This window comes from Bradyrhizobium sp. USDA 4341, assembly GCF_054063755.1.
In genome coordinates this window covers 430,885-444,484 of the sequence record NZ_JBSSGO010000002.1, presented here as the reverse complement: position 1 = coordinate 444,484, position 13,600 = coordinate 430,885, and the positions used below count along the sequence as shown (strand labels likewise).

Sequence of the window (13,600 nt, the reverse complement as noted above, 5' to 3'; positions counted from 1 at the left end):
GGGAATTGCTTTGCTGACAGGAACCGTAAATCCGGAGGCAGGTCATGTTCGATACGATCAACTGGGACGATCTGCGGGTCTTTCTCTGCGCCGCTCGCGCCGGGAATTTGAGTCAGACAGCAAAGCGGCTGCGGCTGGATCATTCCACCGTGAGCCGGCGGATCGCCCAGATGGAGGCTTCCCTCGGGATCGCGGTGTTCGAACGCCACCGCACCGGGCTTAAGCTCAACGAAGTCGGCGAGCGGTTGCTGCGTCATGCCGAGCGGGTCGAGAGCGCGGTGATCGCCATTCGCGAGGAGGCCAGCGCCAGCGACACCCAGGAACTGGTCGGAACCGTGCGGCTCGCCACCATGGAGGGGATCGCCTCGCTCTATCTGGCGCAACGCTTTGCGAAACTGCGGCGCACCGCGCCGCAACTCGCCGTCGAACTCGTCACCTCCGCGCAGACGGTCTACGTGCACAAGCGCGAAGCCGATCTGTTCGTGTCCTTCTTCCGGCCACCCGGTCCGGGCCTGATCTCCGAGCGCATCGGCAAGTTTCGGCTCGGGCTATTCGCCAGCCAGAGCTATCTCGACAATCACGGCATGCCTGCAAACCTTCGCGACCTCGGGGATCATTGGTTCGTCTCCTATATCGAGGACCTGATCCAGGTCGATTCGGTGCGCTGGCTCGCCGACGTCATCGAGGAGCCGAAGATCGCCTTCCACTCCAACAGCATGATCGCACAGATGAACGCCGCGGCGGGCGGCCTCGGCATCGTCATGCTGCCGAGCTTTGCCACCAACGACCGGCCCGACCTGATACCGGTGCTGCCCGCCCTCGCCGGCACCGTTCGCGAGGTCTGGCTCAACGTCCACAGCGACCTGCAATTTGCCCCGCGCATCCGCGCCGTCCGCGCGTTTCTGAAAAATACCCTGAAGCAGGACCCCGACATGCAGGTCACGCTCGCCGACGCCCTGCCGCAGCCGCGCACGGCAGATTGCAAAAATCCATAGTTCCCTTCCATCGGAGCCCGGCTGAAGCTCGTCCGATTGGCGCAAGGTCGCGCGCGCTGAAGTTTTGAGGGGGCAAACATGAACGTGGTTATTCCCGGCAGTACCGATCCGGCGCCGAGCGTCAGCGCCTTGGCCAAGAAACTGGCCAAGAAGCGGCTGATCGTCGCGCTCGTGCTCAGTGCCGCGATGATCGTGATCTATTTCAGCTTCATGGGGCTGTTCGCGTTCGACAAGCCGCTGCTCGGCACCATCCTGGTGCCCGGCCTGTCGCTCTGCATTGTGCTCGGCCCGCTCGTCATCATCTCCTCCTTCGCGCTCTGCCTGGTCTATGTGCTGTGGGCGAACCGGGTGTTCGATGCCGGCGTCCGCAATCTTCGCTAAAGGGGCCAGAGCAAGATGGGCAGCAGCACGCTTTCGATCGGGTTCTTCTTCGCCTTCATGGCGCTGACGCTGGCGATCACCTATTGGGCCGCACGGCGCACGCGCACCACCGAACACTTCTTCGCCGCCGGCGGCCAGGTCACGCCGTGGCAGAACGGCTGGGCACTCGCAGGTGACTTCCTGAGCGCCGCCGCCCTGCTCGGCATTGCCGGCATCGTCACCTCAAACGGCTTCGACGGCATGATTTATTCGATCGGGTGGCTGGTCGGCTGGCCGATCATTCTGTTCCTGATCGTCGAACCGTTGCGCAACGTCGGCCGCTTTACCTTCGCCGACGTCGTGGCCTATCGGCTGCGCCAGCGCCCGGTGCGCCTCGCCGGCGCCGTCGGGACACTTGCCGTCATCCTGTTCTACCTGATCGCCCAGATGGTCGCGACCGGATCGCTGATCAAGCTGCTGTTCGGCCTACCCTACACCTGGTCGGTCGTCGTGGTCGGCAGCGTCATGCTGGTCTATGTGCTGTTCGGCGGCATGTTGGCGACGACCTGGGTGCAGGTGGTGAAGGCCGCGCTGCTGATGGGCGGCGGCATCCTGCTCGCCTTTCTCGTGTTGACCCATTTCGACATGAACCCGCTCAAGCTGTTCGCCGCGGCGTCCGAGAAATACGGCACCAAGGTCCTGCAGCCGGGATCCAAGGTGGTCTCGGGTCAGTGGGATGCCATCTCGCTCGGGCTCGGCCTGATGTTCGGGACCGCCGCGATGCCGCATGTGCTGATGCGAGCCTATACGGTGAAGGATGCCAAGGCCGCGCGGCTATCGATCCTCTATGCCACCGGCCTGATCGGCGTCTTTCATCTCATGGTGTTCATCATCGGCTTTGGCGCCATGGTGCTGGTCGGCGCCGACGCGGTGGCAAAGGCCGGAGGCGGCGGCAACATGGCAGCGCCCCTGCTCGCGCTCACGGTCGGCGGCAATGCCTTCTTCGGCTTCATCTGTGCGGTCGCATTCGCGACCATGCTCGCCGTCGTCGCCGGGCTGACGCTGTCGGGCGTCGCCACGCTCTGCCACGACGTCTGGACCAATGTGATCCGCAACGGCAGCGCTTCCGAGGCCGAGCAGCTCAAGGTCGCGCGCGTCGCGACCGTCATGATCTCGATCTTCGCCATCTTTCTCGGCATCGCGTTCGAGGGCCAGAACGTCGCCTTCATGGCGGGGCTTGCGTTCTCGATCGCCTGCGCCGCCAATTTCCCCTCGCTGGTTCTCGCCATCACCTGGCGCCGCTTCACGACGGCTGCAGCCGTGGCGAGCATCCTCGTCGGCACGCTGAGCTCGCTGGTGCTGATCTATCTGTCGCCGACCATCCAGGTCGACATTCTCGGCAAGCCGCTGGCGGCGATCGAGCACCAATGGTGGTTCGTGTCGCTGCGCAATCCAGCGATTATCAGCATGCCGCTGTCGTTCGCGGTCGCGATCCTGCTATCGCTGGTCACGCGGGAGAAGAACGCCAATCTCGCCTTTGACGAGATGCAGCGGCGCATCCTGCTCGGACCGGTTCAGTCCACCACCAAGGAGCAGGGCCCGGTGAAGAGTGCGGCCTGAACAGCGCTGCGGGGACGACCACCCTCAATGAGGACAAACGGCCCCTAGCGCTGATTTGCTCGGACAATCATGTCGCGGGAACGCGAATGTGTGACTCCCCGGCCGCACTACACATTCGGTGTCGTCCCTGCCTAGTGCGCAATTGCGCACGGGAGCAGGGACCCATAACCACCGATGGTCATTGTTTCACGATGCTGGAACGACGAGTCCCGCCTCCAACGTCGGCCGCGGAGTTGATGGTGTGGACGGCCCCCTACGGCATCAGTATGCCAGAATGAGGTTGTCTAGATCTCATACATGGGAGCCGTCCGTGAACCAGATTATCCGCATTGGGATGGATACGTCGAAGCATATTTTTGTGCTGCATGGGGTTGATGCGTCCGAGCAGCCGGTCTTACGCAAGAAGCTTTCGCGCAAACTCGTGCTGGAGTTCTTCGCCAAATTGCCGCCGACGGTGATCGGGATGGAGGCATGCGGAGCTTCGCAATATTGGGCGCGAGAGCTTTCCAGGCTGGGCCATGAGGTGAAGCTGATGGCACCGCAATTGGTGAAGCCCTACGTGATGCGGAACAAGAATGACGGGCGAGACGCAGAAGGCCTGTGTGAGGCGATGAGCCGGCCGAGCATGCGCTTTGTGCCGGTGAAGAGCGCCGAGCAACAGGCTGCGCTGATGCTGACGGGTATCCGCGACGGACTGATCGCCCGGCGCACCCAATTGACCAACACGATCCGCGGCCATGCGGCGGAGTATGGCCTGATCGCGCCCAAGGGGCTGGAGGCGATCGAACCGCTGCTGGCGCGGATCGCGCAGGACGAGACGCTTCCCGCTCTGGCGCGCGAGCTGTTTGTCGTGCTGGGCCGGGAGTGCGTCAGGCTCGAGGGCGAGTTGGAGGTGGTTGAGGCCAAGCTGATGGCCTGGCACCGCGGCGATGCCACGGGCCGGCGCCTGGCGCAGATTCCGTCGATCGGTCCGATCATTGCAACGATGCTGGTGATGAAGACACCTGATCCGGGCGCGTTCCGCTCCGGTCGTCACTTTGCGGCTTGGCTCGGCCTCACGCCCAAGGACCATTCCACCGCAGGCAAGACCAGGCTCGGCAAGATTACCCGGGCGGGCGACCAGGACCTGCGCCGTCTGCTGGTCGTCGGGGCCACGGCGGTGATCCAGCAGGCCAAGCGGGGGCGCGGTCATCACTCGCGCTGGCTGCTGGCGCTGATCAAGCGTAAGCCGCCGAAGCTTGCGGCCGTGGCGCTCGCCAACAAGGTGGCGCGCATCGTCTGGAAGCTGATGGTGACGGGGGAGAGTTATGACGCCGCACGGCTGAATGCCGCGACGACGGGTACCGCTTAACAGATTGGCCGGCTGGCGGGCTCGCTCGTCAGCCGACCCGGAGCTGCAAGAGCGGATGGAGCGATCGATCGAGCAACGATGCGAGACAATCCGTGGGACCCATCGGCCGTCAACAGGTCGCGGAGTTGTTTGGAACTCGCATCGCGCAAACCATCTTGGCCAGCGATCTACTCGATCGCACCCAACAGGCCGGACATATGGATGCAAGCGATCCGATCTTGCCAAAAGGCTCTTGTGCCACGGGGGCCGTCCACATATGGGTCCCTGATTTCGCAGCGACGACGATTCTTCGCGGAAACAGAGTCGCGAACGTCGCGCGACGTCCTTACTTCCCCTTCGCGGCCTTCGCCTTCAGCTTCGCCGCGCGATAGCGGGCGGCGCCGCCTTCGCGGATCGACTGTTCGCTGCGCTCGAGCGCCATCGCGTCGTCGGGGACGTCCTTGGTGATGACGGAGCCCGAGCCGATATAGGCGCCGTTGCCGATCGTCACCGGCGCGACCAGCGAGGTGTTGGTACCGATGAAGGCGCCCTCGCCGATCAGCGTCTTGTGCTTGAGGAAGCCGTCATAGTTGCAGGTGATGGTGCCGGCGCCGAGATTGGAATTGGCGCCGACATGGGCGTCGCCGACATAGGAGAGATGGTTGACCTTGACGCCGGCCTCCAGCGTCGCGGCCTTGGTCTCGACGAAATTACCGATCCGTGCGCCGTCGCCGAGCGAGGTGCCGGGCCGCAGCCGGGCATAGGGACCGACCGACACCTTCTTGCCGATGGTGGCCTCGACGATGTGCGAGAAGGAATGGATCACGGCGCCGTCGTCGATCGAAACGCCCGGTCCGATCACCACGAACGGCTCGATCACGACGTCCTTGCCGAATTTGGTGTCGGCGGCGAGATAGACGGTGTCCGGCGCGATCAGGGTCACGCCGGCCTCGAGCGCCTGCTTGCGCAGCCGCGCCTGCATCACGGCCTCGGCCTCGGCGAGCTGCGCCTTGGTGTTGATGCCGCGTACTTCGTCTTCGCTGGTTTCGATCACGACGGCCTCCAGTCCCAATTCCCTGACGATGCCGACGGCATCGGTCAGATAATATTCACCCTTGGCGTTGGCATTGCCGATCTTCTCGATGATCGCGAGCGCCTTCCTGCCGTCGAACGCCATCACGCCGGCATTGCACAGCGTGATCTTGCGCTCCTCGGGGCTGGCATCGGCATGCTCGCGGATCGCAATCAGCTTGCCGTTCTCGGTCACCAGCCGGCCGTAGCCGGTCGGGTCGGCGGCGTGGAAGCCGAGCACCGCAAGCGCGGCGCCCTCGCGCAGCGGCGCACGCATCCGCGCAAAGGTCTCGGCCGAGATCAGCGGCGTGTCGCCGAACGCGACCAAGAGGTCGTCGGCGCCGCGGGCGAGCGCCTCGCGCGCCGCCAGCACCGCATGCGCCGTGCCGAGCCGCTCGCGTTGCACGAAGGTCTGCGCATCGGGCCGCACCCGGCGCGCCTCGGCGGCGACCGCCTCGTGGTCGGGGCCGATCACGACCGCGAGCTGCGATCCCTCGCCGGAGGCGGCGGCATCGAGCACATGCGCCAGCAGCGACTGCCCGGCCACCGGATGCAACACCTTCGGCAGCGACGAGCGCATCCGCGTGCCCTCGCCGGCCGCAAGCACCACTGTCAGGCTCGTACGCGCAGTCATTCAGCATCCTCGACGGTTCGCGCAGTCGGCTGCGCAACGCTTTCTTTGAGGCCGTCTTTAATTGTTTTCCCCGGCAGAAGAAACCGATTCGCCTCCGTGGCCCCTCAGATTCAAGTTCCCGGTCCATTTCCTGTTAATCTTTGCCTCGTGATTCGGCGGGCCTTGAGGAGGGCCAAGCGGGCTTTGGCCAAAGATCCCGACAATCTGGCGGCGGATTTCGACACCGAGAGCACCACCGGCTTTTTGGCTGAGGAGGATGCTTTCGATCGCAGCATGCTGTGGCGGCTCGGCTCGTGGGGCGTGGCTGCGGTCGGTGCCGTCACCATCGCCGTGATGGCCAACCAGTCCGCGCTGACGCTGCGGCGCGACCAGGTCGCCGCATCTGATGTCGCGCGCCAGGCCCAGCAGTTGCAGACGCTGGCGAAGGAGAGCCACAACGAGACGCGCCGCCTGGCATCCGCGATCGATACGCTCAACGGCGACCGCGACCGGCTGTATTCGCGGGTCACCACGCTGGAACAGGGTCTCGACTCCGTGACCGGCACGATCGCGAAACAGCCGGTGGCGGCCGTGCCGGCACCACCGCCAGCTCCGGCAGCGTCGCCTGCTACGCCGCCCGCATCAGCCAATTCGGCGCCCGCAGCGGCGGCACCGGCCGTTGCCGCCGTCGCAACGACGCCGCCTGCCGCATCGGACAAGCCGGTCGCGACCGACAAGGTGGTGGCGTCCATCGACAGCAAGGCGCCGGCACCGGTCGAGAAGCCGGTTGCTGCGGCCGAGAAGCCCGACAAGAAGCCGACGGCCGCCGCGAGCAGGCCGCCAGTTGCCGCGGAGAAGCCGTCAGCCTCCGAAAGTTCGCCGCCGGTTTCTGCCTCCGCCCCATCAGTTGCCAGTCCGATGAGCGCCGCGGCCGCCGCGGCCAGTACCGACGAAATAAAGGCGGCCGCGCCAGCGCCCGCGGCCACGCCCGCTGCGGACAAGCCGCTGATGGCATCGCGCGATCCTGCGCCGAACAAGGCAACCGAAGCGCCCAAGCCGCCGACCTCGAGCGATGTCAACGCCGCGCCGATCCCGCCGCTCGTGATCACACCGGATCCGGACTCCGAAGTCGAAGACGATGCGCCGAAGGCGCAGATCCAGCGCACCGAGTTCGGCGTCGATCTGGGCACGGCAAATTCGGTCAACGGACTGCGCGCGCTCTGGCGCAGCCTCTTGAAGTCGAAGGCCAACGCGCCGCTGGCTGCGCTGCGGCCGATCATCGTCATCAAGGAGAACAGCAACGGGCTCGGCATGCAGTTGCGCCTGGTGGCCGGACCGCTGAACGACGCCGGGACCGCCGCCAGGATTTGCGCTGGCCTCAGCCTGGTTCAGCGGACCTGCGAGACGGCGATCTATGACGGCCAGCGGCTGGCCCTGAACGAGCCGCCCGCCGGAGCCAGGCCGGCCTTGCCGCACCGGCGGGTCGCGCCGAGGCGCGCTGCCGCCCCGCCAGCGCAGCCGGTCGCCGAGGAAAAGAAGCCGGAGCCGACGACAATCTCCTCGATGTTCCGGCGGAACAGCCAATAATCATGTCCGGCAAAGGATTGCGGCCAAATTCTCAACCGATTTCGCTGCTCTGACCGAGCCTTGTCCGAAACCCCGTTCCCGACCATAGTGCCGCGATGACAAAACCTCCGTTCCGCCTCTCCCCCTATCAGGTCCAGTTCCTGATGGTCGTGGGCTTCGTCACCGTCGGCTACGCGCTGTACGTGCGCTATCTCGCCATCGAATTCTCGCCGGTTGCACTGGCGTGCGACGCCGGCACGCAGACCATGCTCTGCAAGGCCCGCGCGCTGTCGACCGTGCTGTTCAAGAGCTCGGTGTTCGGGATCACGGCGCTGGTGATTGCGGTGCTGAACCTGACACGGCCGTCGATCGTGTTGCTCACCGTCGGCTTGATCGCAGCCGGGCTCGGGATCGTGCTCTACAACGTCGTGCTGTCGGGGCTCGCGATCGGCTTGTTCATCCTGGGTTTTGCGCGGCCCGCGCCCGCCACAGCGTAGCGGCGAGCAAGAGGTACATCACGCAGGTCCAGTCCGACTGCCAGTTGATCGTGCCCTCGTTGTAGATCGTGAACAGGGCGGCGATCGCCAACAGACCGGCGAACACGGATTCCGCGAGCGGCCGGATGCCTTCCTTCGGGCGATTGAACATGGTGAGCAGCGCGAACGGCACCACCGCCATGGTGAGTGAGGCATACGGAAAATCGCGGTAGCGCGGATCGAAGGCGAAGCCGAGCGCGGTCTCGGCTGCGATCACCGTGGTGATGACCAGCACGATCGCCAGCAATGCGCCGATCGCGCCCTTGCCGCGATAGTCGCGCGGCCCGACCAGCTCCAGGAAGGTCGGCAGCGAGCGCCCGGCGATCAGCGCATGCGCGGTCAGCAACGGCGAGGCAATGGCGGCCGCGAGCAGCACGCCCCAATGCAGCCAGCCGCCGACGCCGTAGCTCTCGTAATACATCTTGTCTCCGGCGATCCCGAGCAGCGCCCCCGCCGTCGTCGCCGAAATCGCGACCGCGATCCAGGCCGACGGCCGCGGCGTCCAGGGCCGGCGGCGCAGCGTCAGCCAGGCCGCGAGGAAGGTGGCGATCGACAGTGCCATGCCGCCCGCCATCTGCAGCTTCCAGGTGGGGTAATTGCTGATCGCAACGCCGGGCGGGTACTTCACCTGCCGCTTGGCCGCATCGAACAGGCCCCAATTGCCGCCGACGGTGCCCTCGAGCTTGCGCTTCCAGGGCTGGTCATAGGCCTCGATCAGGTTGACCCGAAAACCCTCGCGCTTGGCGAGGTCGAGGATCTCGGACACCACCCGCGCCTGGTTGGTGCGCGACGGCAATGCGCCCTCCCGCATCCGCCCCGCGCTCGGCCAGCCGGTCTCGCCGATCAGGATCTCCTTGCCGGGGAACGTCACCGCCATCCGCTTGCGGATATCGTCGACATGCGCCGCGGCGTACTTCGCCTTGACCGGGATATCCTCCCAATACGGCAGGATGTGAATGGTGACGAAATCGACCGCGTCATAGATCTCGCGGTTCTTCACCCAGTATTCCCAGACGTCGGCATAGGTGACCGGGAGATTACCCGCCGCCGCCTTCACCGCGCGGATGTTGCCGGCAAGATCGGTGGCGGTCATTTCGCCGCGCAGCAGCACCTCGTTGCCGACGATCAGCGAGGTGACGACGCCGGGATATTCCTTGGCGAGCCGGACCGCGATCGCGATCTGCTGCAAATTCTTGAAGCGGTTGCTGCTGAGCCAGATGCCCTGCATCACCTTCAGCCCGACCTTGGCCGCCACGCCGGGGACCTGGTCGAGGCCGTTCTCGATCGAATAGGTCCGCACGCAGTCGGTGACCTTGGCGAGATCGGCGAGGTCCTGCTCGATCTGCTCGACCGGAATCTGCGTGGTCGGATCAAGCGGCGTCTGGGCGCCGCGGAACGGCGTGTAGGATACGCATTGCAGCTTTGCGGCAGGATCGATCGGCGCACGCGCGAGTGTAATCGGCGTGGCGAGCCACCACCACACAGATGCAATCACGGCAAGCGATATCAGGAGAAGCGCCAGCGGCGTACGAAGCGAAATCGGTTCCATCCTCCGGGGGACCGTCGAATTAGCCGGTCACAGCCCGTCTGCCAAGTCCAGGAATCGGTCAATACCATGGTTGTCCTGCGACAGTTTTGCGCTGGGTCGATAAAGTTGTGAGTTTGCTGGACAAAATACCAAATTCCAGTCATGGGATTCCGCCAGAGTCTCCGCCGCACTGGAGACCTATTTGGACGGCATCACGCGAGCCGTTAGGATGATCCCGCAGGGGCCGGAACATATCGGGGAATGCATGCGTCGACGGCTGCTTGAGTTGAAGAACACTGCTTTGCGCCATCTTGCCGTAACGGGCCTCGTCACAGCGCTCGCGCTCTTGAACGGAGCCGGCGGCGCGTTCGCCCAGAGCGGCACGCCGAATCCGCCTGATCAGGCCAAACAGCAGCCCGGACAGGCCGACGCCAATGCCAACGCCGTGCGGGAAGCCAACCAGCGCAAGGTCGAGGAGTTCGTCGAGGCCCAGCAGGCCATCAACGGCCCGGCCGGCAACCCGGAATGCGTCTGGCTCGGCCGCCGCGTGGTCCGCCTGATGTGGAACGACGACCTCGACACCGCCTTCCGCCATCTCGACCTCTATGACCGGTTCGGCTGCCCCGGTGGCCACGTCCAGGCCGCCTTCCGCTGCCTGACCCGCTTCGGCGCCCAGATCGACGACAAGGTGCGCGGCAGCCTCGACGGCCGCATCCACGCCTGCTGGATCAACCCGGGCGCCCAGCCGCAGGCCGCGGCCGCCGCAGCCGCGCCCACCCCGGCGCCGTCGACGGCCGGCAATGCCGCGCCTGCGCCGGCGGCATCGCCCTCGCCTGCGCCGACCCCGTCGGCGACACCGGCGCCGGCATCGAAATAGCCGCATCGCGCGATCGGATCCGGCCGCGATTTTTTTCGCGGCTGGAACGGCTTGCGCCCTTAAAACGCCATCGCGGCACACCAGTTGTTAAATCGGATGGCGGAGATATCTTTCCCTCCGCCGCTATGTTGGTCGAACCCAGGGGACGGGTTCGCTTAGTCCTCAATCTCAGGCCCCGTATGGTTTAACCGCGATGCGCGCCGTCGTCGCCGTCCTGTTGCTTGTCACCGCCGCCCACGCCGCCCTGTGGGGTCTCTTCCAGGAGAAGCAGTCGGCGCCCGATTTCCGTGGCACGTTGCCGAGCCTGTCCTATGCCCCGTTCGAGTCCGGCCACTCCGTCGCAGACGTTGCCGCCGACAGCGAGAAGGTGCGCACCGACCTGAGAAAGCTCTCGACGCTCACCAAAGCGGTCCGCCTCTATTCGTCGACCGAAGGCAACGAGCTGGTGCCGCCGGTCGCCGCCGAGTTCGGCATGAAGGTCACGGTCGGCGCCTGGATCGACAAGGACGCCAACCGCAACAATCGCGAGATCGAAGCCGCGATCAACCTTGCCAAGCGCAACAGCAACGTCATCGGCATCGTGGTCGGCAACGAAACCGTGTTCCGCGGCGAGCAGGTCCCGCTGGAAAACCTCGGCTCGGTTCCGGAGATCGGGGTGCCGCCGGAGGAGTCCGAGCGGATCCTCCGCGAGGAGGCGCAGCGCCTGCACGACGCGGAGACGCAGCCCGAGGACAGGCGGGCCGAAGCCGTCAAATGGGCGATCGCCGAAAGCAACGTGCACCGGCTGATCAAGGTGATCCAGCGGGTCAAGAAGTCGGTCAGCGTTCCCGTGACGACCGGTGAAATCTGGAACATCTGGCGCGACCATCCGCAGCTCGCCAATTCGTCCGACTTCATCGCCGCGCACGTGCTGCCGTACTGGGAAAACTTCACCGACAAGCAGGCGGTGGATCAGGCGGTCGACCGCTACAACCTCCTGCGCGACTCGTTCCCCGGCAAGCGCATCCTGATCGCCGAATTCGGCTGGCCGAGCCAGGGCTACAATCTGCGCAGCGCCGAGCCCGGTCCGTTCCAGCAGGCCACGGTGCTGCGCAATTTCGTCGCGCGCGCCGAAGCCATCGGCATGGACTACAACATCGTCGAAGCCATCGATCAGCCGTGGAAGTTCTTCGAAGGCGGCGTCGGTCCCTACTGGGGCATCCTCAATGCCGACCGCGAGGCGAAGTTCGCCTGGACTGGCCCGGTCACCGACCTGAACTACTGGAAGATCGCGCTGGTCGCCGTGCTGGTCGGCCTCTTCATGTCGCTGCCGATCCTGCGGCTGGACCAGCCGACCGTGATGCAGGCGCTGCTGCTGTCGGCCGCGGCCAACGGCGTCGGCGCCTGGGTTGCGACCGTGTTCTCGTACTGGACCACGCACTATTTCGTCTGGGGTTCGGCCTTCGCGCTCAGCCTCGGCCTCGTGCTGCTGGTTCCGCTGGTCCTGATCGCGATGGCGCGGATCGAGGAGATCGCGGCGGTGGCGTTCGGCCGCGGCCCACGCCGGCTGATCGGCAAGAGCGCGACCCTCGCACCGGCCACGATGGGCGAGAATGTGACGTTCCCGAAAGTCTCGATCCACATCCCGGCCTATTTCGAACCGGTCGAGATGCTGAAGCAGACGCTCGATGCGGTGTCGCGGCTCGACTATCCGAATTTCGAGTGCGTCTGCATCATCAACAACACGCCTGATCCCGACTTCTGGCGGCCGATCCAGGATCACTGCCGCATGCTCGGCGAGCGATTCAAGTTCATCAATGCCGAGAAGGTGCAGGGCTTCAAAGCCGGCGCGCTGCGGATCGCGATGGAGCGGACTGCGGCGGACGCCGAGATCATCGGCATCATCGACGCCGACTATGTCGTGCATCCGGACTGGCTCAAGGACCTGGTGCCAGCGTTTGCCGATCCGCGCGTCGGCCTGGTGCAGGCGCCGCAGGAGCATCGCGACGGCGACCGCTCATTGATGCACTACATCATGAACGGCGAATATGCCGGGTTCTTCGACATCGGCATGGTCCAGCGCAACGAGTTCAATGCCATCATCGTGCACGGCACCATGTGCCTGATCCGCCGCGCCGCGATGGACAAGGCCGGCGGCTGGTCTTCTGACACGATCTGCGAGGACACCGATCTCGGCCTCTCGATCCAGCAGCAGGGCTGGCTCACGCACTACACCAATGTGCGCTACGGCGAAGGCCTGCTGCCCGACACGTATGAGGCCTTCAAGAAGCAGCGCCACCGCTGGGCCTATGGCGGCTTCCAGATCGTCAAGAAGCACTGGCGGCGCTTCCTGCCCGGCGCCAGCCGGCTGACGCCGGACCAGCGCCGCGAATTCTCGCTGGGCTGGCTCAACTGGTTAGGGGCTGAAAGCCTCGGCGTCGTGGTCGCGATCCTCAATCTGATTTGGGTCCCGATCGTCGCCTTCGCCGACATCGCGATCCCCGACAAGATACTGACGCTGCCGATCATCGCCTCCTTCATCGTCTCGCTGGTGCATTTCGTCGCGCTCTACCGGCTGCGGGTGAACATCAAGGCCGGCCAGATGCTAGGGGCCATGATCGCGGCGATGAGCGTGCAGTGGACGGTGTCGCGCGCGGTGGCGCAGGGCCTGATCACCGAGCATCTCGCCTTCGCCCGCACCTCGAAGGGCGGCCTGTCGCGGATGTCGATCGAATTCCAGGCGTTCTGGGAGGCGGTGATCGGCGTGCTGCTCCTGATCGGCGCCATCGTGCTTGTCGTCACCAACGGCTACAAGCAGGTGCGCGAGATCTACATCTTCGCCGGCGTGCTGGTGCTGCAAAGCCTGCCATTCCTCGCCGCAGTTTCCATCGCGATCCTGGAGAATTCGCGGATCAACGAGTTCGCATTCTGGCGCAACAGCGCGATCCGGACCGCGGAACTGATCGGGCTCCGCCCGGTCAGCCTGCCCTCGGTCGCCCCGTCGCAGCCGGTCGGCTCGGAAATCCGCCACGACAGCTGAGCCGACTTCAAGAAACGGTCCTAACCACAGGCGCAGGAACGGCAAATCCAGCGCGCCGGTGCACGATTGACCGCCCTTCGGCTAT

10 protein-coding genes are annotated in these 13,600 nt (G+C 65.3%); 8 read left to right on the top strand and 2 right to left on the bottom strand.

Features of this window, described 5'->3' with window-relative positions; genetic code table 11:
• Positions 1 to 44: 44 nt before the first annotated feature.
• From ACVIGB_RS07875 to ACVIGB_RS07860, 4 genes are all read left to right on the top strand, one after another.
• Positions 45 to 995, top strand: coding sequence for a LysR family transcriptional regulator (locus tag ACVIGB_RS07875; protein WP_092114407.1), 951 nt, complete (start codon positions 45 to 47; stop codon positions 993 to 995).
• 78 nt (positions 996 to 1,073) lie between these two features.
• Entirely contained in the window at positions 1,074 to 1,376 is a 303-nt protein-coding gene (locus ACVIGB_RS07870; protein ID WP_456723155.1) for a DUF485 domain-containing protein, read from the top strand.
• A gap of 15 nt (positions 1,377 to 1,391) precedes the next feature.
• Positions 1,392 to 2,975: a solute symporter family protein gene (locus ACVIGB_RS07865; RefSeq protein ID WP_456723156.1), complete on the top strand. Its 1,584-nt coding sequence runs from the start codon at positions 1,392 to 1,394 to the stop codon at positions 2,973 to 2,975.
• 310 nt (positions 2,976 to 3,285) lie between these two features.
• Complete coding sequence (locus ACVIGB_RS07860; RefSeq protein ID WP_456721091.1) at positions 3,286 to 4,326, top strand: IS110 family RNA-guided transposase; 1,041 nt, start codon at positions 3,286 to 3,288, stop codon at positions 4,324 to 4,326.
• A gap of 325 nt (positions 4,327 to 4,651) precedes the next feature.
• Here the strand turns inward: ACVIGB_RS07860 and glmU are convergent, their stop codons facing one another.
• Complete coding sequence (gene glmU / locus ACVIGB_RS07855; RefSeq protein ID WP_456723157.1) at positions 4,652 to 6,010, bottom strand: bifunctional UDP-N-acetylglucosamine diphosphorylase/glucosamine-1-phosphate N-acetyltransferase GlmU; 1,359 nt, start codon at positions 6,008 to 6,010, stop codon at positions 4,652 to 4,654.
• Positions 6,011 to 6,193: 183 nt separating this feature from the next.
• Here glmU and ACVIGB_RS07850 point away from each other — a divergent pair, with 183 nt between their 5' ends.
• Positions 6,194 to 7,576 carry a hypothetical protein gene (locus tag ACVIGB_RS07850; RefSeq protein ID WP_456723158.1) on the top strand — a complete coding sequence of 461 codons (1,383 nt, stop codon included), beginning with the start codon at positions 6,194 to 6,196 and terminating at the stop codon, positions 7,574 to 7,576.
• A gap of 95 nt (positions 7,577 to 7,671) precedes the next feature.
• Entirely contained in the window at positions 7,672 to 8,052 is a 381-nt protein-coding gene (locus ACVIGB_RS07845; protein ID WP_092114402.1) for a hypothetical protein, read from the top strand.
• On the opposite strand, the gene ACVIGB_RS07840 is transcribed toward ACVIGB_RS07845, so the two are convergent.
• Complete coding sequence (locus ACVIGB_RS07840) at positions 8,012 to 9,640, bottom strand: glycoside hydrolase family 17 protein (RefSeq protein ID WP_092114401.1); 1,629 nt, start codon at positions 9,638 to 9,640, stop codon at positions 8,012 to 8,014. The two genes, ACVIGB_RS07845 and ACVIGB_RS07840, sit on opposite strands and share 41 nt — an antisense overlap.
• A 244-nt stretch (positions 9,641 to 9,884) precedes the next feature.
• Here ACVIGB_RS07840 and ACVIGB_RS07835 point away from each other — a divergent pair, with 244 nt between their 5' ends.
• Together ACVIGB_RS07835 and ACVIGB_RS07830 are read left to right on the top strand one after the other, a co-directional pair.
• Positions 9,885 to 10,496 (top strand): beta-1-3, beta-1-6-glucan biosynthesis protein, encoded by a 612-nt coding sequence (locus ACVIGB_RS07835; protein ID WP_456723159.1) that lies wholly within the window; start codon positions 9,885 to 9,887, stop codon positions 10,494 to 10,496.
• A 193-nt stretch (positions 10,497 to 10,689) separates the two neighbouring features.
• Positions 10,690 to 13,515 (top strand): glycosyltransferase, encoded by a 2,826-nt coding sequence (locus tag ACVIGB_RS07830; RefSeq protein ID WP_456723160.1) that lies wholly within the window; start codon positions 10,690 to 10,692, stop codon positions 13,513 to 13,515.
• Positions 13,516 to 13,600 lie beyond the last annotated feature (85 nt).